The organism is Ruminococcus sp. AF17-1AC (assembly GCF_003461385.1).
GTDB classification, from domain to species: domain Bacteria; phylum Bacillota; class Clostridia; order Oscillospirales; family Ruminococcaceae; genus Hominimerdicola; species Hominimerdicola aceti.
In genome coordinates this window covers 239,826-265,066 of the sequence record NZ_QTWZ01000001.1, presented here as the reverse complement: position 1 = coordinate 265,066, position 25,241 = coordinate 239,826, and the positions used below count along the sequence as shown (strand labels likewise).

General features: G+C 44.2%; 17 protein-coding genes and 1 riboswitch. Of the genes, 15 read left to right on the top strand and 2 right to left on the bottom strand.

The genetic code is table 11. The features are described 5' to 3' along the window. Window positions 1-233 precede the first annotated feature (233 nt). The 12 genes from DWW81_RS01120 (at window position 234) to DWW81_RS01065 (ending at window position 19,427) form a co-directional block, all read left to right on the top strand. Window positions 234-1,052: an AraC family transcriptional regulator gene (locus tag DWW81_RS01120; protein ID WP_117896409.1), complete on the top strand. Its 819-nt coding sequence runs from the start codon at window positions 234-236 to the stop codon at window positions 1,050-1,052. Between the two features lie 160 nt (window positions 1,053-1,212). Continuing rightward, window positions 1,213-3,897 carry a glycosyl hydrolase family 59 gene (locus DWW81_RS01115; RefSeq protein ID WP_117896407.1) on the top strand — a complete coding sequence of 895 codons (2,685 nt, stop codon included), beginning with the start codon at window positions 1,213-1,215 and terminating at the stop codon, window positions 3,895-3,897. Further along, a complete protein-coding gene (locus DWW81_RS01110; RefSeq protein ID WP_117896405.1) occupies window positions 3,890-5,242 on the top strand; it encodes an MATE family efflux transporter in 1,353 nt (450 codons plus the stop codon). Before DWW81_RS01115 ends, DWW81_RS01110 begins: the two co-directional genes overlap by 8 nt. A 140-nt stretch (window positions 5,243-5,382) precedes the next feature. Beyond that, entirely contained in the window at window positions 5,383-6,384 is a 1,002-nt protein-coding gene (locus DWW81_RS01105; RefSeq protein ID WP_117896403.1) for a LacI family DNA-binding transcriptional regulator, read from the top strand. A gap of 165 nt (window positions 6,385-6,549) precedes the next feature. After that, window positions 6,550-8,487 carry a PTS beta-glucoside transporter subunit IIBCA gene (locus tag DWW81_RS01100; protein ID WP_117896401.1) on the top strand — a complete coding sequence of 646 codons (1,938 nt, stop codon included), beginning with the start codon at window positions 6,550-6,552 and terminating at the stop codon, window positions 8,485-8,487. 55 nt (window positions 8,488-8,542) lie between these two features. Beyond that, window positions 8,543-9,913: a glycoside hydrolase family 32 protein gene (locus DWW81_RS01095; protein WP_117896399.1), complete on the top strand. Its 1,371-nt coding sequence runs from the start codon at window positions 8,543-8,545 to the stop codon at window positions 9,911-9,913. Between the two features lie 14 nt (window positions 9,914-9,927). Further along, window positions 9,928-10,881: a carbohydrate kinase gene (locus tag DWW81_RS01090; RefSeq protein WP_117896398.1), complete on the top strand. Its 954-nt coding sequence runs from the start codon at window positions 9,928-9,930 to the stop codon at window positions 10,879-10,881. 266 nt (window positions 10,882-11,147) lie between these two features. Continuing rightward, entirely contained in the window at window positions 11,148-12,644 is a 1,497-nt protein-coding gene (locus DWW81_RS01085; protein WP_117896396.1) for a sodium-dependent transporter, read from the top strand. 376 nt (window positions 12,645-13,020) lie between these two features. Beyond that, window positions 13,021-15,291, top strand: a complete 2,271-nt coding sequence (locus DWW81_RS01080; RefSeq protein ID WP_117896394.1) for an ABC transporter ATP-binding protein — start codon at window positions 13,021-13,023, stop codon at window positions 15,289-15,291. Between the two features lie 16 nt (window positions 15,292-15,307). Continuing rightward, window positions 15,308-15,850, top strand: a complete 543-nt coding sequence (locus DWW81_RS01075) for a DUF1854 domain-containing protein (protein WP_181982631.1) — start codon at window positions 15,308-15,310, stop codon at window positions 15,848-15,850. Between the two features lie 35 nt (window positions 15,851-15,885). Next, window positions 15,886-18,066, top strand: a complete 2,181-nt coding sequence (locus tag DWW81_RS01070; RefSeq protein ID WP_117896390.1) for an ABC transporter ATP-binding protein — start codon at window positions 15,886-15,888, stop codon at window positions 18,064-18,066. Window positions 18,067-18,112: 46 nt separating this feature from the next. Further along, a riboswitch (Fluoride riboswitch) is annotated at window positions 18,113-18,184 on the top strand. Window positions 18,185-18,227: 43 nt separating this feature from the next. Then, window positions 18,228-19,427 carry a cation:proton antiporter gene (locus DWW81_RS01065; RefSeq protein WP_117896388.1) on the top strand — a complete coding sequence of 400 codons (1,200 nt, stop codon included), beginning with the start codon at window positions 18,228-18,230 and terminating at the stop codon, window positions 19,425-19,427. 364 nt (window positions 19,428-19,791) lie between these two features. Here DWW81_RS01065 and DWW81_RS01060 read toward each other — a convergent pair whose 3' ends face one another. Together DWW81_RS01060 and DWW81_RS01055 are read right to left on the bottom strand one after the other, a co-directional pair. Beyond that, on the bottom strand, window positions 19,792-20,244 hold the full coding sequence (locus DWW81_RS01060; protein ID WP_117896386.1) for a DIP1984 family protein: 453 nt from the start codon (window positions 20,242-20,244) through the stop codon (window positions 19,792-19,794). Window positions 20,245-20,256: 12 nt separating this feature from the next. After that, the gene (locus tag DWW81_RS01055; RefSeq protein ID WP_117896384.1) at window positions 20,257-21,492 is read right to left on the bottom strand and encodes an RtcB family protein; all 1,236 of its coding nucleotides are present in this window, start codon (window positions 21,490-21,492) and stop codon (window positions 20,257-20,259) included. A 142-nt stretch (window positions 21,493-21,634) separates the two neighbouring features. Between DWW81_RS01055 and DWW81_RS01050 the strand changes: the two genes are divergently transcribed. From DWW81_RS01050 to DWW81_RS01040, 3 genes are all read left to right on the top strand, one after another. After that, window positions 21,635-22,879 (top strand): WYL domain-containing protein, encoded by a 1,245-nt coding sequence (locus DWW81_RS01050; protein WP_117896382.1) that lies wholly within the window; start codon window positions 21,635-21,637, stop codon window positions 22,877-22,879. Next, window positions 22,876-23,835: a WYL domain-containing protein gene (locus DWW81_RS01045; RefSeq protein WP_117896380.1), complete on the top strand. Its 960-nt coding sequence runs from the start codon at window positions 22,876-22,878 to the stop codon at window positions 23,833-23,835. The genes DWW81_RS01050 and DWW81_RS01045 overlap by 4 nt, the downstream gene beginning before the upstream one ends. Before the next feature lie 102 nt (window positions 23,836-23,937). Further along, window positions 23,938-25,191: an HD domain-containing protein gene (locus tag DWW81_RS01040; protein WP_117896499.1), complete on the top strand. Its 1,254-nt coding sequence runs from the start codon at window positions 23,938-23,940 to the stop codon at window positions 25,189-25,191. The last annotated feature ends 50 nt before the right edge of the window (window positions 25,192-25,241 follow it).

Sequence of the window (25,241 nt, the reverse complement as noted above, 5' to 3'; positions counted from 1 at the left end):
AGGGTCAGCGAAAATGCTGACCCTTCAGTCTGTATCAGGGCTTTGAATGCTTTCCTATCGTGATTTTTTTCAAAAATGTTCATCTGCCTTTCGGGCGTTCGCTGTGTCGAAAAACGCTGTGTATAAAAGTTTAGCACAATGTTTACCCGTAGTCAAGCACCGAACTATTGACAAATCGCACTTGTGGATATATAATTTACCAAGAAACTACACTTTGAAAAGGAGGTGCGGCAGTGACAAAGGTCATATATCCTGTTATCGGCAGGCAGACTTCCCTGCCCTTTTATCTCACCGGAATAGGCATTTCCGACCCTGAATTTCACGTCACAAGGGACAAAGGGCTTGTTTCACATCAGCTTCTTTTTACCTCAGAGGGCGAGGGCAGACTAATTGTCGGGGGAGAAGAATTTGTGCAGACTAAAGGCTCGGCATTTTATCTGCCCCCTAGCGTTCCACATGAATATTATCCTGCAAATGGGAATTGGATAACAAACTGGATAGTTTTCCGTGGAGAGTTTGCGGGGCAAATGCTTGCAAACCTTGGCTTTGACAGCTTTAGATTCTCCCCTGAGATAAACACCCAAAAACCTGCTCAGCTTTTTGAGCGAATTTTAGTTGCCGCTGCCGACCCTGTGAATTGTGGCGAAAAAACTTCCGCACTTGTGTATGAATATATCCTCGCCATGAGGACTGCAATGCTTTTCCCTGACAGCCGAAACAACGTGGGAAGCATTACAAGGCAGGCACTTTTGTATATTGACAGCCGATACATGGAGGATATTACCGCAGAAACACTTGCAGGACTTTCGGGGGTGTCAGTACAACATTTTTGCCGTGTTTTTAAAGCAGAAACTTCAATGCGTCCCCTTGAATATATTGCAAAACGACGTATCTCTCAGGCAAAATCTCTGCTTCTTAACACCGACTCTGAAATAGGCGACATAGGCAAGCAGGTGGGCTATGAGGACAGAAACTATTTCAGCATCGTTTTTAAAAAGCTGGAGGGCGTTTCGCCAAGAGAATACCGTCGTTCAAGAGGAACAGGTTTGTAATAATATTTTAAGCTTTATTAGAATTTTCTTAGCATATTTCAAAGCAAAATGTTCGTATCTTAATAATATGCAAAATATTTCAGATTGACCATACACTCCTTTAAGCTTATAATTGTCATAAGAAAGCAAGAAGCCATGCTTTATGCAAGGAGGATAACTTATGACAATACTAAAAAGGAGCGCGTCAATGGTGTCAGCATTGGTCATGATGATATCTAGCGCAGGCGCTTACAATTGCAGTGCGGAGGGAACAACGGTGAACGATAGCAATACAAATAATACAAGAGAGATAGTTATTGACGGAACTACGGCTCAGCTCAAAGAAAATATGCGCTACAGAGGGGCAGGCATGGTGAGCGCAAACAACTCATCAAGGCTTCTGCTGGATTACAAGACAGAACACCCTGATGTATATGAGCAGATAATGGAGTATATGTTTGGCAAAGAGGGCATCGGCATTACTCACCTTAAGTTGGAAATGGGTGCGGATATAAACTCATCATCAGGCACAGAACCATCTGTAATGAGAACTGAGGACGAAAAGGCTGACGTAACAAGAGGTGCGGCATACCAGCTTGCCTCTGACGCAAAGAAGATAAATCCTGACCTCACCTTGGATATGCTTTGGTGGAGTGAACCAAAGTGGGTATCTGACGCTTCCGACGTTTATGCTGCAAGATACAAATGGTATAAGAACACCCTTGACTCCGCTTATGAAACATATGGACTTGAATTTGACTATGTAAGTGCTGTGCAGAATGAGCGTGGAGCTGACCCTGAATGGGTGAAATATCTTTCCTCTCATCTCAAAAGTGAAAAAGGCACCCCTTATGACTACTCAAAGATAAAGATAGTCGGTGGAGAAGAGGTCTGCACATGGGGCTTTGCTGACAGAATGTATGAGGACAGCGAACTTATGAACGTTGTTGACGTGGTGGGAAGCCATTACACAAGCGAGTCCACCGAGAACGCACAGAAGCTTGCATATGAAGAAAACAAAGAGCTTTGGTTCAGCGAAGCAAGCTCGCCAATGGCATATGCTCAGGGCACATACAGATATGACGGCTCAGGTCTGGCAGGCATAAACGGCACCCTTGATATTGCAAACAGAATAATCGGAATGTATCCAAACGGCAAAATGACACTTTATGAGTATCAGCCTGTTGTATCGGCATACTATGACGGTGCTTGCTACTGTCAGAAACAGCTTATCTCAGCCTGCGACCCTTGGAGCGGTTATTATATGCTTGACAGCGGATTTTATATGTCTTTGCATTTTTCACAGTTCATTGAAAAAGGCTGGGCGTTCGTTGACAGCGGATGCTACAGCGACGGCAAAAAAGGCGGTGACGGCCACGCTATCGTCGACGCAGTTTACAGCTATATGACCGCCACAGACACAGAAACAGGCGATTACAGCACTGTTATCACAAACACTACAAGCGAGCCTATACAGTATGACCTCAAGGTATCAGGACTTGACAAGGCGTCAAGCAACGTGAGCGTATGGGAAACAAGAGGTCCTGACAGCATTGACGGCAGCTATGACGAGAATTATTTCAAGAAAACTGAGGATATAACCCCTACAGAGAACGGCGGAGCTTATACATACTCTGTGACAGTGAAGCCAAATTCTATTGTGACAATTTCTACTGTTACACCTAAGCGCACAGAATACAAAAACGCTGACGAGAGCGAACGCACTGTTTTGAAGCTTCCATATTCGGACGATTTTGAGTATGCAGGCTATCCTGAGAATTATCTTTCATCAAGGGGCAATGCGCCAAGATACACAACAGATCAGGGCGGTGCTTTCGAGGTGGAAAAGACCGACAAGGGCAATATGCTAGTTCAGCAGATAACGGCTGACATGAAAGCCAACGAGTGGGGCTACACCCCCGAACCTGTGACTACATTTGGTGACGACAGGTGGTATAACTACTCTGTGAACGTTGACGCTGCTTTTGCGACTTCGCAGGACGCAGAATCAAACTATGTGGGCGTTGGTCTGAGATACACGCTTGGCTGCAATTCATACAGTGGCTATTGGATAAAGCTTTATGAGAACGGAAGCTGGGAGCTTAAAGCAAACGACGGCACTCTTAGCGGTGGAAGCATAGACGGCTTTGACGGCACGACTTCTCACAAGCTTAAAGTCGAGGCTGTAAGCAACGTTATCCGTGGATATGTTGACGGAAACATGGTGGCTGAATACACTGTGAACGAGGGTGAATCCCTTATAAGTGCAGGCAGAGCGTCACTTTTCAGCTCATACAACAAAAACAGCTTTGACAACTTCTCTGCTGAACCTGTGGAGGGCAGTGACACATATGTAACTCGCTTTGACGAAACAGACTCTTGCTTCACTTTTGAGGGCAACTGGGAACACAACCTTATGAGCAGCTTCAAAAACTACAAACGAACCATATCAGATGGCACAGAGGGCGACTCTTTCACAGTAAGCTTTGAGGGAACAGGCTTTGCGCTTTCAGGTGAAACAAGAGAAAACGCTATACTCGGGGTATCAATAGACGGAGGTGATGAACAGCTCGTGACAGTTTCAAGGACAGGTCAGCGTGAGATATCATGCCATTTTGAAGGGTTGTCTGAGGGCGCTCACACCGCAAAGGTAACCATAAAATCAGGCAAATATACAATTGACGCTATGCAGGTAACAGGCGGAAAGATACCATTCGAGAAGGAAAAGCCTGCGAAGTCTGAAAGCAAAAAGTCAGGCAAAAGCAAGCTTCCTATAGCTGTTGGGGCAGGCGTTTGCGCTGCTGCGGCAGTTGGTGCAGTGATATACGGCATAGCGAGAAAGAAGCGTAAGGAAAATAATGACTAAAATAAGCAGAACAACAGACATGACACAAGGCAGTGAAATGCGACACATAATAATGTTTTCACTGCCCTTGCTTGCAGGAAATCTTTTGCAGCAGACATACAATATAGTGGATACTATGGTGGTGGGGCGTTATCTGGGCGATGACGCCCTTGCCGCTGTTGGTGCTACAGGCTCTATCACTTATCTGTTTTACACCCTTTGCATTGGTCTTTCGGTGGGTGCAGGAATAATTGTTGCACAGTATTTCGGTGCAGGCAGGCAAAAAGCCCTGCGGTCGGCAGTATTCAACTCAGCGCTTGTCACGGCTATATTCGGCATTGTAATAAGCCTTTTATCCGTGCCTGCCGCAAAACCTATACTGGAGCTTTTGAAAGTTCCTGACAAGCTTATGGGAGATTCTGTGGCGTATATGCAGATAGCCTGCGGCGGAACGATAGCGGTGGCAGCATACAACTGGATAAACGCCATAATGAGGGCTTTGGGCGACTCAAAAACACCGCTGATATTCTTAGGTGCAGCAAGCTTGCTAAACGCCCTCCTTGACCTGCTTTTTGTGGTGGTATTCAAATTCGGCATAGCAGGTGCGGCATGGGCTACAGTGCTTACACAGGCACTTTCTGCCATTTCTTGTATTGTGTACTGCTTTGCAGTGAGCGGAGAGATAAAGCTCACCGCCGACGATCTGCACGCCGACAAGGACATGATGAGCCGCTGTGTGAAAAAAGGCGTGCCTATCGCCATACAAAACGGACTTATCTCGGTATCAATGGTGGCTCTCCAGCGTGTGACTAACGGCTTTGGCGAAACGGTCATGGCGGCATACACAGTTTCAATGCGTATTGAGCAGTTCGTTCAACAGCCGTTTTCTTCACTTAATGCGGCGGTTTCAACATTCACAGGACAAAATATCGGCGCAGGAAAAGAAAAACGTGCGCAGAAAGGTCTTGCTTGTGCAATAAAGATATCGGTGATATTCTCGGCGGTGGTGCTTGTGCTGTTCACACTGTTCGGTGGAGCGATAACATCTTGGTTTGTCAAGGGCAAGACTGTTATAAGCATATCGGCAAAAGCGCTTATCATAACCTCACTTTTCTACTGGTCGCTGGGTATTATCCACACCACAAGGGGCTTTTTAAACGGCGCAGGCGATACAAACTATGCCCTTGTAAACGGCATGGCGGAGGTAATATGCAGGATAGGTCTTTCACTTATCCTCACGAAGATAGCTTTCATAGGCTTCTGGGGTATATGGTACACCACCGCCGCAACGTGGTTTGTGACCGCTATGGTGAGCCTTTTAAGATACAAGGGTGGAAAATGGAAGCTTCATGCCATAGTGAAATAGATTTTCATAACTGCTGTACCGATTGGGTGCGGCAGTTTTTTAAGTTGAAACGGTTTCACATTATATATGAAATATTCATATGAAACCATATTGAAAATTCATAGTGCAGTGGTATAATATAATAAAAGGAGTGACGAGGAATGAACATTACCGAATTTGCAAAAGCCGCAGGAGTATCAAAATCTGCTGTGAGCAGATATTTCAACGACGGCTATGTGAGCGAAGAAAAGCGCAGGCTTATTGAAGCCGCCATAGAGGCAACAGGCTATGCCCCAAGCGTTCAGGCGCAGAACGTGAGAACAAGGGTGACAAAGCTTGTGGGAGTTATTATACCGAAGCTTTCAAGTGAGAGCTGTGCAAGAGAGGTGGAAGGGATAAGTCAGGTCTTGAGCGAGCAGGGCTATCAGCTTTTGCTTGTGAACTCTGCCAACGACCCAAAGAAAGAAGTGGAATATCTGGAGCTTTTCCGAAGCAATCGTGTTGACGGAGTTATCTTTTTGGCTTCTGTTTTCACTCCGCTCCATGACGCTGTGCTGAAAAAAATGCGTGTGCCGGTGGTAATTGTGGGACAGGAATACAAGGGTGCAAACTGCGTTTGTCATGACGATTACAAAGCCGCCTATACCGCAGAGAAGCTTATGCTTGACAAAGGCTGCAAAAAGCCCGCTTTTATCGGTGTTACTGAGCAGGACAAGGCGGCAGGTCAGGCAAGAAAAGACGGGTTTCTCCACGCCCTTTCTGACAACGGCATCAACATTGAAAAGTCTGATATGCAAACGGCTGAATTTAAAATGGACTCAGGCTACAAAAAGGCTTTGACATTATTGAGAAGTGGCAGAAGGTACGACCACATTTTCTGTGCCACCGACAATCTTGCCGCAGGCGCACTCCTTGCCTGCCGTGAGCAGGGATTGAAAGTACCAGAGGATATAATGATAGCAGGTATTGGCGACTCTCAGCTTTGTAATGTCACGTCCACTCCCCTGACCTCTGTGCATTTTCATTATCGCACCGCAGGCATAGAAGCGGCACAAATGCTGCTCAATTCACTTAAACGAGAAAGCTCTATACCAAGGACGCTGACGCTCGGTTTTGAGCTGGAAGAACGTGAGTCTACAGAGAAAAAATGTGAAACTGTGTGAAACCTTGTAATACCGCCTTGTAAGTTTATATTATTTGTCAATAGACAAATGCACCGCCATGGGTTATAATATAGTTAATGAAATCGGTATCACATAAATAATGAAACTGATAAAATTATATAGTTCGGACAAAATAATAAAAATGCAAGCAAAGGACGGGATATTATGGATCACAGAAGTTCAGCTCGTGAGATACTTTCTGCTATAGGCGGAAAGGAAAATCTGGTCAGTGCCGCACACTGTGCCACAAGATTAAGACTTATAATCGCAGACAACTCAAAGATACAGAAAGAAACATTGGAGAACATTGATGTTGTAAAGGGCGTTTTTGAAGCTTCAGGACAGCTTCAGATCATCATAGGCACCGGAACGGTAAACAAAGTCTATGACGAATTTATCGCAGAGGCAGGCGTGGAAGCCTCTTCAAAGGACGAAGTCAAGGCTCAGGTGGCTCAGAAGCAGAACTGGTTCAAAAGACTTATCAAAACTCTCGGCGACGTATTCGTACCTATAATCCCTGCTATCGTTGCAGGCGGTCTTATCATGGGAATAATGGAAGCCTTGAATTTCATGGCTTCAAACGGCTTTATCTCCCTTGACACAAATGGATATGTTTTCACAATATTCAAACTGCTTTCAAATGCAGCGTTCACATTTCTGCCGATACTTATTGGCTATTCTGCAACTAAGGTGTTCGGTGGCAACCCTTATCTTGGTGCGGTAATAGGAATGTTCCTTATCCACCCTGACCTGCAAAACGCCTGGACAGTTTCCACAAACGGATATGAGCAGACGTTCTCCATATTTGGTCTGTTCAACGTTCACATGGTAGGTTATCAGGGTCATGTAATACCTATCATAATCGCTTCATTCATTCTTGCGACTATGGAGAAAAAGCTTCACAAGAAAGTGCCTGACATTGTCGACCTTTTCGTTACACCTCTTGTGAGCCTTACAGTAACGGCTTTCCTCGTTTACACCTTTATTGGACCTGTATTCGTTGCCCTTGAAAATGGCATTATCACAGGCGTTCAGAAGCTTATCACTATCCCATTCGGCATTGGTTCGTTCATAATGGGCGGTTTCTATTCAACAACAGTTGTTGGCGGTATACACCATATGTACACTGTTATCGACATTGGTCAGCTTGCTAAATATGGTGCGACCTATTGGCTTCCTCTGGCATCTGCCGCAAACATGGCTCAGGGAGCTGCCTGCCTTGCAGTGGCAGTAAGAAGCAAGAACAATAAGATCAGATCAATGGCTTATCCATCTGCTCTGTCTTGTATGCTTGGCATAACAGAGCCTGCAATATTCGGTGTAAACCTTAGATTTGTAAAACCTTTCATATTCGGTTCTATCGGCGGCGCTTGCGGAGCAATGGTCGCTTCTATCCTCCACCTTGGCGCAACTGCAACAGGTGTAACAGGAATATTTGCAATACTTCTTACACTCAACCACCCAGTGAAGTATATAATCTCAATGGCTGTAGCAATGGGCGTTGCATTCACTCTTACTTGGCTTTTCGGCACGAACAACGAGCAGATAAAAAACGAGAACAAGCCTTCCGAAAACAAGGCAGAAAAGGCTGAACAGCCTGCACAGGCTATCGAAACAAAGGCTGAAAATGCAGACGCAGCAGATGACGGCATTATCACAGCTCCGCTTAGCGGCAAGGCTGTAAAGCTTGAAAACGTTCCTGACCAGACATTTGCGCAGGGCATACTTGGCCTTGGTGCGGCAATAGAACCTACTGAGGGCAAGGTCGTTGCACCCGGCGACGGCAAGGTCGAAACGCTTTTTGACACTTTCCATGCAGTTGGTCTGACCCTTGACAATGGCAAGGAGCTTCTTATCCACGTTGGCATAAACACTGTTGAGCTTAAAGGCGAGGGCTTCAAGGCTTACGTTTCTGAGGGCGACAGAGTAACAAAGGGACAGACGCTTATCACTTTCGATATGGACTTTATAAAGAGTAAGGGCTATCAGACTATCACACCTGTTCTTGTGGGCAATTCAGACGAATTTGCCTCCGTTGAGGAGCTTGCAGAAGAAGGCACAGAAGTGACTATAGGAGATAAGCTAATAAAGGTAAACGCATAAAGCACAGACAAACTGTCAATAATTATAGTCAACGCATCAAAAGGAGAGGATATAAATGGATAACAAAGAAAAACTGGAAAACAGAGAAAGAATAAAGAACGCAAAATGGCGTCAGAGATTTCATATCGAACCGCCTGACGGCTGGCTCAATGACCCGAACGGTCTGAGCTTTTACAAGGGCGAATATCATGTTTATTTTCAGTACAGCCCAATTGCCGCTGACGGTCACACGCCAAGAGGCTGGGGACATTATCACGGCAGCGACCTTATGCACATGACTTATGACAGAGCAGTTATGATGCCTGACATTCCTGAGGACAGCCATGGTGTTTACTCAGGAAGCGCCATTGAAAATGATGGTGTTCTGCATATTTTCTACACAGGTAATGTGAAGATGATAGGCGATTATGATTATGTCAAAGCCGGCAGAGGCGCGAACGTTATCCACGTCACCACCACAGACGGAAGCAAAATGAGTGAAAAGCAGGTACTTCTCAGAAACAGCGACTACCCTGATTTCTGCTCATGCCATGTGAGAGATCCAAAGGTGTGGAAAGAGGGCGACATATGGAAAATGGTGCTCGGTGCAAGAACTCTTGACGACGAGGGCTGTGTGCTTGTATACGAATCTGACGATCTTATAAACTGGAAATACACCGGCAAGGTATACAAAGAGGGCTACGGCTATATGTGGGAATGCCCTGACTATTTCGAGATAGACGGCAAGGGCTTTTTAAGCACCTGCCCGCAGGGTATGCCTCACTATGAAACAAAGTGGCAGAACCTTAACCAGTCGGGCTACTTCCCTGTTCAGGGCAGGCTTGAGGACAGCGTTCTCGGTGACTTCACCGAGTGGGACATGGGCTTTGACTTCTATGCACCGCAGACATTTCTTGACCCACAGGGCAGGAGGATACTCATAGGCTGGCTTGGCATGGATAACAAGGCATACGGCAATGCCACAACTGAGCTTGGCTGGCAGCACTGCCTTACCATACCGAGGGTCGTAACAGTTGCACCCAACGGCAAGCCCAGACAGCAGCCTATAGCTGAATTTGACGAGCTTAAAAGCAACGCACGCCGTCAGAGCAGCGGTCAAACTGCAGAATATCCTCTGCCATTTGAACTTGACGGTGAGCCTGCTGACAGCTTCAGCATATTCCTTGACGGCAAGCTGGAACTTGGCTTTGATAAAGAGAAAAAGCTCTTTACAATGAAATTTACTGACGAAAAATACGGCTGTGGCAGAACGGTAAGAAATGCAGAGATAGACAGCGTGAGAAACATAAGAGTTATCGCAGATATGTCAAGCATTGAGGTATATATCAATGACGGCGAAACTGTAATGTCAACAAGAATATATCCCGATAATGACAGCGTAAAGCTTAAAGTAAACGGCTTTGAAGCACAGGTCTGGGACATCTGATAGGAGGAACTGCAATGGGAAACACACTTTTTGCCATAGGCGAAGCATTGATAGATTTTATCCCAGCACAGACAGGCTGTGCTTTTGAGGAGGTAACGGCTTTCAGCCCTAAAAGCGGCGGTGCGCCTGCAAACGTCTGCGGAGCGTTCACTATCCTTGGTGGAAGCTCGAAATTTATCACTCAGCTTGGTGATGACCCATTCGGAAGAAAGATAGCAGCCGACCTTGCAAGGGCTGGAATCGACACTTCCCTTGTGAGCTTCACCGACAAGGCGAACACAGCTTTGGCTTTTGTGAGCCTTGAAAATGACGGCAACAGGACATTCTCATTCTACAGAAAGCCCTCCGCAGATATGCTTTTTTCAGCGGATCAGGTAAAAGAGGAATGGTTTGAGGACGCATACGCACTGCATTTTTGCAGTGTTTCCCTTGGAGATTTTCCGATGAAAGACGCACACAAAAAGGCTATCGCCTATGCACGTCAAAAAGGCGCAATGATAAGCTTTGACCCTAATCTGCGTTTTCCTCTTTGGAACGACAAGAAAGCTCTTCATGATACCGTGAATGAGTTTATACCAATGGCTGACATTGTGAAAATATCAGACGAAGAGCTTGGATTTATCACAGGTGAAAACGACATCAAAGCCGCTCTGCCAAAGCTTTTCACGGGCAATGTGAAGCTTGTGATATACACCTGCGGCTCAGAGGGGGCATATGCTTTCACAAATAACGCTCAGGCATTTGCACAGAGCGAAAAGGTGAAAGCTGTTGATACGACAGGAGCCGGTGACGGATTTATAGGCTCGTTCCTATATGCACTGAAAACTCTCAGCGTGACCGTTGAAAAACTTTGTGACCTTGACAGTACACAGCTAGAACGCTGTATAGCGTTTTCAAATAAATTCTGCGGTGAAAGCGTTAAACATCAGGGTGCTATCGACTCCTACAGAAAAATAGAATTTATATAAATTTGCATAATAATTATCCTTTAATAATACATTTCCTTAAAACAAAGCCTTCCCCTTTTGGGAGGGTTTTTGTTTTCGGCAAATTTCACAAAACATTTTGCAGTATATGTAGGAGACGGCGCCCTCGACGTCCCGCTTTTGCGTTTTTTGAAAGGCTCGTTTTAACACGTTTTAGCATAGTAACATGATACTTTGTGAAAATTTGACAAAAGATAAGATATACTATATAATAGAGATTGTATGACTATTTTTACAGGAGAATTATTATGAACGAAAATAAAAACAGAGCAACCTTTCAATCCCGATTGGGATTTATACTTGTGTCCGCAGGGTGTGCCATTGGTCTTGGCAACGTGTGGAAATTTCCATACATTTGCGGACAAAACGGCGGCGGAGCTTTTCTTTTCCTATACCTTATCTGCCTTGTGCTGTTGGGTCTTCCAATACTCATATGCGAATTTGCCATAGGCAGAGGAAGCAACCGAAGTCTTTCTCAGGCTTTCAACCGACTTGAAAAGCCCGGTAGTCGATATCACTGCACAAAATACACGAGCATTGCAGGAAACTATCTGCTCATGATGTTTTACACCATGGTCACAGGTTGGATGTTATACTACGCTTTCAAATACGCCACTGGCTCGTTGGACGCTTCAAGCACAGCGGCAACGGCTGAGGCTTTTAAGGATATGCAGGCTTCCCCGTGGCTCATGCTCATATTCTCGGCTATCGTTATCATACTTTGTATCGGTGTTTGCGCACTGGGATTGCAAAACGGCATTGAAAAGGTAACGAAATTTATGATGATACTGCTTATGGCGCTCATGGTGGTGCTGGCGGTGAACTCTATCAGGCTGAAAGGCGCTTCTGAGGGGCTTAAATTCTTTCTTGTGCCGGACTTTGACGTCTTTAAGGAAAAAGGTTTCACATCAGTGCTTTTCGCCGCAATGACTCAGGCATTTTTCACACTGAGCATAGGCATAGGCACAATGGAGATATTCGGAAGCTATTTGAAAAAGGACCGCACTCTTGTAGGCGAGTCTGTGAACGTTATCGTTCTTGACACTGCCGTGGCTGTCGTTGCGGGACTTATCATAATCCCTGCCTGCTTTGCATACGGAATCGAGCCTGACTCAGGACCGTCACTGCTTTTCATCACTCTGCCTAACGTTTTCCACCATATGGCTTCAAGCCGTTTGTGGGGAATATTCTTCTTCATCTTCATGTCATTTGCGGCGCTTTCCACCGTTATCGCAGTGTTTGAGAACATTATCACAATGTCAGTAGAACTGTGGGATTGGAGCAGAAAAAAATCACTTATTGTAAACCTTGTGATGATACTTGTGCTTACAATGCCTGCTGTGTTTGGATTTAACCTGCTGAAAAATATCCAGCCAATGGGTGCAGGTTCGACTATCATGGACCTTGAAGACTTCTTGGTATCATCGAATCTTCTGCCACTTGGCTCTCTTGTGGGAGTGCTTTTCTGCGTTCGCAAAAACGGCTGGGGCTGGGAGAACTTCATCAAGGAAACCAACACTGGCAAGGGAAAGCATATCCCTGACGGACTTCGCAGCTACATGGCCTACGTTGTGCCTGCACTTATATGTTTCATCTACCTCAAAGGATACTATGACACATTCTCAAACAGAAGTCTGCCTGTTCTTATTGGCTGGATGTGCTTTGCGGTGATACTTCTTATGCTGATATTCTGGGCAGCTTTCTCAAAAAGCAAAAAAAATTTGGAAAATCCTATTGACAAATAGAAAGTTTGGTTATATAATAAACCTTGCGTGATGTTTCACAAAAATTCGTATAATGATAAACGCTATAAAAAATAAACTGAAAGGTGGTGGGTGAAATGAGAAATATTCTTTTTGATCTTCTAAAGACTAACGAGAATATAAGCCTTACAAATAATGTAAGCTCAATATGCCTTTCAGATGTCATTTTGCCTGCCCTTATTCCCAAAAGCTAATGAGATTTTTATCAGCTTTCTGGATATTATACTGCAGATCTATTGCGACCTCTGATATCAGGTATCAGAGGTCTTTTTTTGACCTGTTATAGGCAGTTACATTATGCGAATTTACAGAATTATATCGGAGGAATATGAAATTTATCCCGAAAAGGAGGGAATACATGAAGTTTTTTGACGTTTTGCCACAGCTTGCAGAAAACGAACTGCTAAAGCGCGGAGTTATGACTGACGAGCTGCTTTACTGCGTAAAAGCTGACCTTGACGGTGAGGGCGGATATGTGGACGTATACATAACTTTCACCAAAGACACCCTTTGCATACTCCGTGGCTATGAAGAATACGGAAAAATGAAGCGTGGGCAGAAGAGAAAAAATCTCGTAAACTTCACAGTATCAGGCTATGATGAATACCCCTTAGACAGCATTGAAGAAATGTTTGTTGACCGCTATGCAAATTCCGCAAGACTTATGATAAAGGACAAGTCCGGCAAGGAATTCCCTATAGCGAGGTTCTCACTTGGCTTTGCTGACAAATTTGAGAAATTCAGCCAGCGTGTGAACTGCACAGCCAAGAACGAGCCTATCGACGACCGCCTGCTTGAAGGAGTAAAGACCCACTGCCCTACCTGCGGTGAGCCTTATCCTGACCCTAACCGCCCTGTCTGTCCGAGATGTGTAGACAGACGCTCGGTGTTCAAACGCCTGCTTTCTATGTTCGGTGAATTTAAGGGTGCGGTATTTCTCATACTGCTCACCATAGTTTTAAGCAACGTTTTTGCCATACTTTCACCGATATTCGGCTCTCAGATGCTCTATGATGATGTGCTTGCGGAAAACGGAAAATACTATGGCAAGATACTCATGATAGTAATGCTCATCGTGGGCATAAACATTGCAGGAATGATAATGCGTATCATCTCAGGCATTATAACCTCAAAGGTCGTGCCTGTTGTTACGCACCGGCTTAGGGTGAAGATATTCTCCTCAATGCAGCGGCTTTCCCTTGACTTTTTCACAAGCAAGCAGACAGGCTCGCTTATGTCCAGGGTCGACAGAGATAGTCAGAACATCTACTGGTTCTTTACTGACATAGTACCATACGGACTTACAAACGTGGTAAAGATAGTGGGCATTGCAGTAATAATGCTCACAATTTCGCCACTTCTGTCACTTGGTATAATCCTCACTATCTCGGTGATAGAGATAGTTCAGCACCAATTTTACAAAAGCCAGCGTAAACTTTACCGCAAATATGACGTTGCAATGCGTTCTGCAAACTCGGTGCTGTCTGACGTTATGAACGGTCAGCGTGTGGTAAAGGCTTTCGCCCGTGAGGACAGAGAGATAGAACGCTATAGGGTAAAAAACACTGACGCATTTTTGATAAACTCAAGGATAAACTCACGAATAGCAAACACTATCCCTGTTATATGGACGTTCTATAGGATAGTGAACAAGCTTGTTTTCTGTCTTGGCGCAGTGCTTGTTATAAAAGGTCACATACTATTCGGCGCACTTTCAGCACTTATTTCCTATACTGAAATGGCTATGGATCCTATCAACTTTTTCACATGGATAGGCGACCGCTGGGCAAAATGTATGGACGCCGCATCAAGAATGTTTGAGATAATGGACGCTCTGCCTACTGTAAAAGAGGACGAACACCCTGTTCACACGGAAAACATGAGGGGCGATATCGAGCTTAAAAATGTATCCTTTGAATATGAAGCAGGACACCCTATCATAAAAAACGTTTCTTTCAAGGTTCAGGCTGGGCATATGTTTGGAATCGTTGGTAAAACAGGCGCAGGAAAATCCACTATCATAAACCTTATGGCAAGGCTTTATGACGTAACAGGCGGTGAGATAACCATTGACGGTGTGCCTATCAGGAAGATAGCTTTTGACGATCTTCGCCGTAACATAGGCATAGTTTCTCAGGAAACTTTTCTTTTCATAGGGTCGATAGCTGACAATATCCGCTATGCAAACCCTGACGCCACCATGGAAGAAGTTATCGAAGCGGCAAAGTCCGCAAACGCACATGAGTTTATAACAAAGCTCCCTGAGGGCTATAACACTAAGGTCGGCGAGGGCGGAATATCCTTGTCAGGCGGTGAAAAGCAGAGAATATCTATCGCAAGGGCTATCATTCAGAAGCCTAACATACTTATCCTTGACGAGGCGACCGCTTCCATGGACACAAGGACAGAGCGAAAGATACAAGCCGCTATCGACAATCTGAAACAGGGCAGGACAATAATCTCTATCGCACACCGCCTTTCAACTCTCCGTGACGCTGATATGCTCTGCGTTATCGAAAATGGTGAGCTTAAAGAAATGGGTACACATGACAAGCTCATAAAAGAAAAAGGCAAATACTTTGAGCTTTACAAGCTGCAATCTGAAGCATTGCAGTTCATAAACGAATAGTAAGGAGATGAACACAATGGCTGAAAATATTACCGCTGAGCAGGAGGTTTATGAGGTCGATAAGCTTAATTTGCTTGACTGCAAAAAAATACGCCTTGCAAAGAAAGAAAGCGGTTTTCTTACCCTCGATTATGAGGGCAGGACTTATCACAAGGTAAACCCCACAAGGCTCATACCATTTTACTCAAAGACCACCTACATAAGCCTTTCATACGAAAATTCTGAAAAAGAATTTCGTGAGATAGGCGTTATAAAAGATATGGCAGAGCTTGACGGTGAGCAATACAAGCTTCTTGACAGCTATCTTGAATACAAATACTATATGCCGGAGATAACAAAGGTCTACAGCATAAAGGACAATATGCGTGGTGCGATCTTTGTAAAGGCTGACACAACTTCGGGACAGAAAACTATCTGTATCCGTGACTGGTATCAGAATTTCAGAATGATAGGCTATGATTATCTCTACGTCAACGACGCAGACGGCAACAAATATTTCTGTCCTGACATTCACAAGCTTGACAGAAAAAGCCGTCAGGTGCTTGAAATGTACACCTAAAAGGTGTTAGACCACACTGAAAGGAGTGTGAAAATATGGATCTAAAAACTTCCCTGCCACAGAATGCCCCGGCAGACATTGTTTACTCCCTGCCTGCGAACTTCACCTGTAAGGGCGAGAAAATGGACGGACATTTCTGCGTGACAAAAGAAAAAATATACGTTTACAACGGCAGTGAGATAACACTTGAATACAGCATAGACGATTTCTCCGAGTTTGAGTGCAAACAGCAGATAGGCACTTCAATGGCTCAGGGAACGCTGAAAAGCGGTGAAACTATCTGCTTCTGCGGCTTTTCACAGGATCAGTTTCTCAGATACGCCGAGCTTATGAAGCTTCTTGACCACTGTTTGCGCACAGGCGAGCTTATGGAGATAACTGACACGGAAGAGCCTGTATGCTCCAAATGCGGTCTGCCACTGGAGGGCGCAAAGGAATGTATCTACTGCACAGGCAAGGGCAAGACAATGGTCAAGCTCATAAAACGCATTGCTCCATACAAGAAATATTTTGCGATCGCAGTTATATGCACGATACTTTCCGAGCTTATATGGGTGCTTGCGCCATATCTTGACAGAGTTATAATTGACAAGTATGTTACCCCGAAAAACACCCATTGGGCAGGCCTTGCAGGAGTTATCATCACTATCGTCACCCTGCTGCTTTTGGCAGGAGTGTTTGAGTTTTTCAACATGAAAAACAGCTTCAAGGTGGCGCTCAATCTGGGACGTGACCTTAGGCAGGAGATATTTGAAAAGTCACAGCAGCTTTCCATGAACTCCATATCAAAGCGAACAGCAGGCGAGCTTATCAACCGTGTTTCAAGCGACGCCGCAAAGCTTGAGGACTTCATCACTGCAAACGGCAAGGACGCCATAGTAAAAATACTCTCACTTGTGATAATAGGCATACTGCTTTTTATCATGGACTGGCGGCTTGCGCTTATGACAGTTTTGCCTGTGCCGATAGTTTTCATAATAGTGCAAAAGCTTTTTGACGCCATGGCGATACGCTACACAAAGGTATGGAAAAACGGCGTTTCTCATGGAGAAACTTTGCATGATATTTTAAACGGCATAAGAGTTGTAAAGTCCTACGGCAACGAGATAAGAGAGATACAGCGCTACACAGAATGTTCCGAACGCTGGGCGAAAAGCTGCGTTCGTGCAGAAATGATGTGGTATCTCACCATTCCTGCCTCAGAATTTATCCTCACCATTGGTAACTTCTTCGTACTGTATTTCGGCGGAAACATGATTCTCAACCACACCATGACATTAGGTCAGCTTATACAGTTCACCACCTACGTTGCAATGCTTTACGAGCCTATACGCTGGCTCATACAGATACCGAGAAATCTTGCGGACACTTCAGTTTCCGCAGGCAAGGTCTTTGAGATACTTGACGAGGACACTGACGTTCGTGATTGCGATGACCCTATTGACCTTGACATTCAAGGCGATATCGAATTTGACGGCGTTTATTTCGGCTACAAGGTATACAATCCTGTGCTGAAAGACATAACCTGCAAGATAAATAAAGGCGAGATGATAGGCATTGTGGGACACTCAGGCGTGGGAAAATCCACAATGATAAATCTTATTCTCAGACTTTATGACTGCACGCAGGGAGAGATACGCATTGACGGCGTGAACATAAAGGATATTGCACAGCACAGCCTGCGTTCACAGGTGGGCGTGGTGTTGCAGGAAACTTTCCTTTTTGACGGAAACGTACTTGAAAATATAGCATATGCAAAGCCTGACGCTACCTTTGAGGAGGTAATAAGGGCAGCGAAAATTGCGAATGCACATGACTTTATCACAAAGCTCCCTGACGGCTACAACACCCGAGTGGGCAACAAGGGCTATCAGCTTTCGGGCGGCGAACGTCAGAGAATTGCCATCGCAAGAGCGATACTCCATGACCCTAAGATAATAATACTTGACGAGGCGACGGCTTCTCTTGACACTCAGACGGAGAAGCAGATACAAGACGCTTTGGGCAAGCTCACAAAGGGCAGGACGACAATTGCCATTGCTCACAGACTTTCCACCCTCAGCAACGCCGACAGGCTTATCGTCCTTGACAAGGGCAGACTTGCAGAGTTCGGCACTCACGCTGAACTTATGCAGAAAAAAGGCGTATACTACAAGCTTGTTATGGCTCAGCGCCAGACCACAAAAATGAAAAAAGTTCAGCCGCAGACCTGTTAAGCACTTGACATTATCACGGCAATGTGGTAAAATACAATAGTAAAATCTCATATAGGGGAATGATGTTCTCCCCTGGGAAACCTAAACCGCTTATTAAGCTGATGACTTCTGTTTTTTACGCAGGAGTTGTCAGCTTTTTTTGATTTTTGGGAGGTATAATTATGTTATTTTCACTGGCTGTGATCTTTCTTGTGGGGCTGTCAGCCGCCACCATTTTTCAGGCTATCGGTCTGCCGAGGATAATCGGTATGCTCGCAACGGGCATTCTCACAGGCACTTACGTTCTTGATCTGCTGGATCCTAAGATACTTGGCATATCCTCAGAGCTTCGGCAGATAGCCCTTATCATTATCCTTATCAAAGCAGGACTATCCCTGAACTTGTCTGACCTTAAAAAAGTGGGCAGACCTGCGGTCATGATGTCATTTCTGCCTGCAAGCTTTGAGATACTTGGATATTTTCTTCTTGCTCCGCTGCTTCTTGGGATAAACCACACGGAAGCCGCTGTTATGGGTGCGGTGCTTGGTGCGGTATCCCCTGCGGTGGTAGTGCCGAGAATGGTGAAGCTTATGGAAGAAAAATACGGCACTGAAAAAAGCATACCGCAAATGATACTTGCGGGAGCTTCATGCGATGATATTTTCGTTATCGTGCTGTTCTCCACATTCGTAACAATGGCGCAGGGCGGCTCTGCAAAGGCGACGGATCTTCTCAATATCCCTGTGTCAATAATCCTCGGAGTGCTTCTCGGCTCGCTGTCAGGGTTTGTGCTTTTCTATATTTTTGAGATATCCTACCGCAAAGGTAACAAAATAAGAAACAGCACAAAGGTCATCGCTATCTTGGGCTTGGCGTTCCTGCTCATGTCAGTGGAAACATTTTTGAAGCCTTATGTGGCTGTATCGGGACTTCTTGCAGTTGTGGCAATGGCTTGCGTGATAAAAATAAAGGCTGACAAAAGCGTGTCTGCAAGGCTTTCAGAAAAGTTTGGCAAGCTTTGGATAGCCGCTGAGGCTGTGCTTTTTGTCCTTGTTGGTGCGGCAGTGGATATACGCTACACCCTTACGGCAGGTGTGGCGGCTGTGCTTCTTATTTTTGGTGCGCTTATTTTCAGAGCTGTTGGTGTATGGATATGCCTGCTCGGCACGAAGCTGACCCTTAAAGAAAAGCTTTTCTGCGTAACGGCATATATGCCAAAGGCGACAGTTCAGGCGGCTATCGGCTCAGTGCCGATGTCACTTGGTCTGCCCTGCGGAAAGATAGTGCTTTCTGTGGCTGTGCTTGCGATCCTTATCACAGCACCCCTTGGGGCAATAGGCATTGACCGCAGCTATAAAAGGCTTCTTGCACATGAAGAGTAAAAGGGCGTAAAATAGGCGATTGCGGTGGTCTCTGCACATTTTATGAGTGAATTATTTTTGATTTCACACATTTTATGAGGGAATATTTTGAGCATTTGCACATTTTACGAAATATTCTGATCACATTGCATAAAAAAATCGGCACGACCAAATCAAGGTCATGCCGATTTTCATATCCCTACCCTATCTACAGTTGATGCAAGGTGGTAATAAAAATTTGTTACGATACGCATGTTACGTTGCTGGCAATGCGTTGTCAAATGAGGACTTGAACCTCTGAAACCTGCCCGAAGTTTCTGTCCATAATCAGCACATTCTCTGCTGATAGAGATACATCCACCCTGTAGATATCCCACCCATTTCATCACACCAGTTCTGTTGTCCAGTTCAGCTCCTGAATTTTCTCGTCCACATTTCTCAGTTCCTTTGAAAGACCGTCAACCGTTTTTTGTATCTCTGTCACAGGCACAGTGCTGACTATTTTTATCTCTGTTCTTGTCATTCTTGTGACACGGCTGCTTGCGGTATCCAGAAAATTCCGCAATACCCTTACCTTCTTTTTCAGGCAATCCCTATGTGCAAGAAGCTCTGTGATAGTCTTGCCCTCGTATACTGTTCCGCTGTTTGTAAGATTTATCCGTGCCACCAGATCTTCAAGACGGACTATCAGTCTGTCAAGCTCCTCCATAAGAGCCTTTGGGTCTTCCGCAGGAACATCGCCCTCCTGCACCTTTGCGTTATTGTCAAGTCTGACTGAGATCGTGTTTATTCTGTTCTGGATATCAGAACGTTCAGCCAATGCAGTTGCAAGTTTCATATAAATTACCTCCTATCCTTTGACAACGCCCACTGTGAAAAGCTTCTTTATAGGCGTGGTCAGGTCACTTTGATTTTTCATAACAACATCTATATTCTTGTAAGCAAAGCGGCACTCCTCAGCCACGTCTTTCTTACTGGTCTTTCCAAGCACCACGTTTCTTTGCCTCAGGTCTACCATAACAGACTCAACGGAGAATTTCTCCTTTGCGCCTGTGCGTGAATAGTTTCTGCCTGCACCATGAGAAGAAGTCAAAAAGCTTTCAGACTTGCCCATGCCCCTGACTATATAGCTGTTTGAGCCCATAGATCCTGGGATTATAGCGACTTCCCCCTCTGCCGCATGGATAGCGCCTTTGCGGTGTACCCACACGTTCTCTCCATAGTGATTTTCCAGTGCGGCATAGTTATGGTGACAGTTTATCTCGTCACTATAGTTCGGTGTGATACCAGTATACTTCTCAACCTGCTCTGTGAAAATATGCTTTACCTTTTCAAGCATTACCTCTCTGTTTTCAAAAGCAAAGTCCATTGCAAGGTTCATCCAGTTGAGATATCTCTGACCCTCGTCTGTATCCACAGGAAGAAACGGCAAATTATACTCTGAGGGAACAGTTGAAAAATACTTGTCATTCATCTCATGGGCTATCTTGTTGAAATACTGCCCTATCATGTTGCCAAACATTCGGCTTCCCGAATGGAGCATTATACAAGCCATGCCGTTTTCGTCTTCCTGTATCTCAATAAAATGGTTTCCACCACCCAGTGAGCCAACGGAATAATATCCCTGCTCGATAAATTTCAGCAATTCGCTGTCAGCATTGTATCTTTCTATCTCGCTTTGCGCCTTATCAAGCACGGCAGAAGCCTGCGGCTTGCCGTAGTGACTAAAACCCACTGGGATAGTACGGAGTATATTTCCTACTATCACCTTTATAAGCTCGCCGCTCCCTGTTACAGTGTCACGAAGAATGTTCACAGGGATATCTGTCTGCACGAATGCCATTCCACAGCCGATGTCAACGCCAACTGCATTTGGGATTACCGTATTTTTGCAGGCTATCACACCGCCTATAGGCATTCCCTTTCCTGTATGAGTATCAGGCATCAATGCGATATGGTCGTGGGCAAATGGAAGATTTGCAAGGTTTATCGCCTGCTCAAGACAGCTTTCCTCGATATCGTCTATAGACTCTGTCCATATCTTGATCGGTACTAGCATTTTATCTTTATCATAATATTCAAACATTTTGTGCGCCTCCTACTTTTGCTGTTGTATGTATTATAGCAGATAGATACAAAATAATCATATAAAAAAAGGTGCGAGGTTTTGTTATGTATTGCAATGGGAGTATAGATTTGGTATAATGTTATCAAAGGAGGTGTTCTGAATGGCGGTATATTCTGAACTTATAAAGAATTTTGAGAAGATAAGAGAATATGTGCGTGATTTCTATATCTTTGGATTTCACACAAGAGAAAGCTTTGACGCAAAAAGCAAGCGCACCTATGACAACGAAAAACGCAGGATAGAAAGCTGGCTTTCAGACCACGTTCACACCTCTTTGGAGGGTCACAAAAAGAAAGTATCTGTGCAGGTGGATTCGGGGAACATTTTTCAAAACCCGCTGTATCAGTGCTATCGTTCAAAGACCTTTACGGACAATGATATCCGTCTGCACTTTATTTTAATGGACGCTCTTGAAGATAACGCCATGTCGGTATCAGAGATAGCAGACTATATTTCTGCAAACTACGGCATGATAATAGACGTGCAGATAATCCGTATCAAGCTAAAGGAATATGTAAAAGAGGGCTTGGTGTCGGAGGTCAAAAGCGGAAGAAATATCCTATACACCAAAACCGATTGTTATGCAGATGATATTGTAAGCAAGTATAAGGGCTTGGGGGATATGATAAAATTCTTCTCTGAGGAAAATCCTTTTGGCGTGGTGGGCAGCTTTATCATGAATAAGCTGGGTGCGAAAAATAATATTTTTGTGCGTAAGCACGCTTACATGGTGCATACTCTTGATGATGAGATACTCATTGATATCATGGGGGCAATGGAGCAGAAAAAGGCTGTTCTGCTATCCTGCGTAAGCCGAAAGAACGACAAAAAGCACGAGATAACAGCCGTTGTGCTGAAGATACATTGCTCGGTGCAGACAGGAAGAAATTATCTTATCATGTATTTCACAAAGCAGAAACGTTTGATGTCTTTAAGGGTGGATTCCATAGTGAAAGTGACTCCCCTTGATGTGGTAGCTGACTATGATACATATTACAGATATTATGAGGACAACCGCAGGTTTTTATGGGGAACTAGCTTCGGAAAATCACGCAGATACGGACAAAAAGAGCATATTCACATGGAAATAGCGGTAGACGAAACGAAAGAAATGTTTGTGGTAAAACGTTTGGAGCGTGAAAAAAGAAACGGTACTGTCGCAAAGATATCAAATGGGCTTTACTCCTTTGACATTGACCTTTTTGACGCTAACGAAGCCTTCCCATGGATAAAAACGTTCATCGGCAGGATAGCGGCATTTGAAACAACAAACGAGGAATTGCAGGATAAATTTGATTCAGATATTGCAAGGCTTTATGAAATATACGGAGGTGCTTACGAATGAAACTGTTTTCGGAAATATACAGCACCTATTACAGCATAACGGAGAAAATACTGAAAAAGCGCACTGTCACAAAGGCTGAGATAACAGATATCATCAGGCAGAACGGCTTTTCTGAAAGTGTTCTTTTCCTCGAACCTAAGCTCACAGGCGAGGGCGGATATGGCTTGCTGAAAAAAGAGGACAGCGTATACAGATCTATCCTGAAAAAAGAGCCTCATATCCCGCTGACGGCACTTGAAAAAGCGTGGCTTTGTGCGGTGCTAAGCGACCCGAGAAGCGGTCTGTTTCTTGACACTGAGCAAAAGTCGCAGTTGGCGGAACTGCTTGGTGCGAAAAAGCTATATCAGAGAAACTTTTTGACCTGCTTTGACCAATATTCTGACGGTGATGATTTTCATGACCCACAATACATACAGCATTTTCGAGATATACTCTCGGCTATCCATGGCAAAAAGCTTATCAGAATAAGCTTTCAGACAAGAAAAGACAACCGCATCACACACTATTTTCTGCCCACAAAAATCGAATACTCTGCCAAAAACAACAAGTTCAGGGTATATGTGAACCGATACCAAAAGCGCAGAATGGTGGACAGCGGAATTATAAATCTGTCGCAGGTAACACTCACTAAGCTGACGGATATAACGCCTGAGAGCTTTTTAGCTGTCACAGACAAGAAAAAGCAGGCAAAAATAAAGATACTTAACGAGCGAAATGCGGTAAATCGTTTTATGCTTGAATTTGCAGAGCTTGAAAAAGAGTCGGTCTTTGATGAGGACAGCGGTGAATGTATGGTATCTATTAAATATGATGAGCAGAATGAAAATGAGATAATAATACGTTTATTGTCATTCGGACCTGTGGTTGAGGTGCTTTCGCCATATGATTTTCGCAGGAAAATCAAGGAGAGGGTGGACAGGCAGTTGGCTTTGATAAAAAAAACAAAGTGTGAATAGCGTTTGACTTAGCACAACAGAATGTGCTATACTGAAAATAGCTAACGAATAATTTTTTTACATATATCAGAAAAGCATTAAAAAAATTATAGGAGGTGTCTTATGACAAATAAAGCGGACAGACCATTTTCAGAGGTTGCAGCAACTCCTGAAAATGCAAATTGGGAGAAATTAACTGCTCGTTCCTCGGCGTTATACAACAGAGCAGATGATGTAAGAAGTCCTTTTGCACGAGATTACACAAGAATACTTCATTCCACAGCATATAGACGGTTGAAGCATAAAACCCAAGTGTTTTATAATATAGATAACGACCACATCTGCACAAGAATGGAACACGTTGCTCATGTTGAATCTGTCAGCAGCACTATTGCAAGTAATCTCGGTTTAAACACGGAGCTTACAAAGGCGATAGCAATGGGGCATGATCTGGGTCACGCTCCATTTGGGCATCATGGTGAAACTATTCTAACAAAGCTTTGCCAGAATTATATTTCTAAAGATATGAAATTCTGGCATGAAAAAAACGGATTATATTTTGTAGATAAAGTTGAACTGCTGGCTGACAATTACAACGATTACAAAAATCTTGATCTGACATATGCGGTCCGTGACGGAATAATCTCGCATTGCGGTGAGGTCGATGAAAACGGAACAAAGCCAAGAACAGTATTTATATCATTAGAAGAAGATTTTAAGGAAGCAGGTCAGTATGCACCTGTAACATGGGAGGGGTGCGTTGTAAAATTATCTGACAAGATAGCTTATGTCGGACGGGATATCGAGGATGCAATTCAGTTAGGCTTTATTGACGACGAAGCGAAGCATACTCTGAAAAAAATGGCACAGGCAAACGATATAAACGCTATCAACACAACAGTAATAATGCATAATCTTATTATTGACGTATGTCAGAACAGCTCTCCCGAAAAAGGTATATGCCTTAGCGATAAATTTCTTGCGCAGTTGAATACCATAAAGAAATTCAACTACGATAAGATATATAACAACGAGCGTTTTGATGCGTTCAAAAAGTATTCTGAGCTGGTTTTATCGCAGATCTTTGAAACGTTGTACAAACTATATGACGGAAAGCATTCTTTTGAATCACTTGATATGGCAAAAAGATATTACCCTTTACTTATATCTTCTTTTGAAAAATGGCTTGCAAAATATTGTGTTACTGATATTGTACCCGCCGGAGAATTAAGATCCGAAGCTTTGAATTGTGAAAACATAAAAATATATGGAAGCCTAGAAACAAATTTGATCTATGCACAGGCAATAATAGATTTCATTGCAGGAATGACAGACAGATTTGCTGTAAAGCTTTTTAATGAGCTTATCTCTTATTAACATTGCATAAAAAAATGATGCCTTGATCTAATGACCAAAGCATCATTTTT

Excerpts from the sequence above, each read along its gene's own strand:
- DWW81_RS01105 (WP_117896403.1), top strand. The coding sequence starts at position 5,383 with ATGAACATTACCGAATTTGCAAAAGCCGCAGGAGTATCAAAATCTGCT.
- DWW81_RS01045 (WP_117896380.1), top strand. The coding sequence starts at position 22,876 with ATGAAACTGTTTTCGGAAATATACAGCACCTATTACAGCATAACGGAG.
- DWW81_RS01040 (WP_117896499.1), top strand. The coding sequence starts at position 23,938 with ATGACAAATAAAGCGGACAGACCATTTTCAGAGGTTGCAGCAACTCCT.
- DWW81_RS01090 (WP_117896398.1), top strand. The coding sequence starts at position 9,928 with ATGGGAAACACACTTTTTGCCATAGGCGAAGCATTGATAGATTTTATC.
- DWW81_RS01065 (WP_117896388.1), top strand. The coding sequence starts at position 18,228 with ATGTTATTTTCACTGGCTGTGATCTTTCTTGTGGGGCTGTCAGCCGCC.
- DWW81_RS01095 (WP_117896399.1), top strand. The coding sequence starts at position 8,543 with ATGGATAACAAAGAAAAACTGGAAAACAGAGAAAGAATAAAGAACGCA.
- DWW81_RS01100 (WP_117896401.1), top strand. The coding sequence starts at position 6,550 with ATGGATCACAGAAGTTCAGCTCGTGAGATACTTTCTGCTATAGGCGGA.
- DWW81_RS01080 (WP_117896394.1), top strand. The coding sequence starts at position 13,021 with ATGAAGTTTTTTGACGTTTTGCCACAGCTTGCAGAAAACGAACTGCTA.
- DWW81_RS01075 (WP_181982631.1), top strand. The coding sequence starts at position 15,308 with ATGGCTGAAAATATTACCGCTGAGCAGGAGGTTTATGAGGTCGATAAG.
- DWW81_RS01050 (WP_117896382.1), top strand. The coding sequence starts at position 21,635 with ATGGCGGTATATTCTGAACTTATAAAGAATTTTGAGAAGATAAGAGAA.
- DWW81_RS01055 (WP_117896384.1), bottom strand. The coding sequence starts at position 21,492 with ATGTTTGAATATTATGATAAAGATAAAATGCTAGTACCGATCAAGATA.
- DWW81_RS01070 (WP_117896390.1), top strand. The coding sequence starts at position 15,886 with ATGGATCTAAAAACTTCCCTGCCACAGAATGCCCCGGCAGACATTGTT.
- DWW81_RS01110 (WP_117896405.1), top strand. The coding sequence starts at position 3,890 with ATGACTAAAATAAGCAGAACAACAGACATGACACAAGGCAGTGAAATG.
- DWW81_RS01085 (WP_117896396.1), top strand. The coding sequence starts at position 11,148 with ATGAACGAAAATAAAAACAGAGCAACCTTTCAATCCCGATTGGGATTT.
- DWW81_RS01115 (WP_117896407.1), top strand. The coding sequence starts at position 1,213 with ATGACAATACTAAAAAGGAGCGCGTCAATGGTGTCAGCATTGGTCATG.
- DWW81_RS01060 (WP_117896386.1), bottom strand. The coding sequence starts at position 20,244 with ATGAAACTTGCAACTGCATTGGCTGAACGTTCTGATATCCAGAACAGA.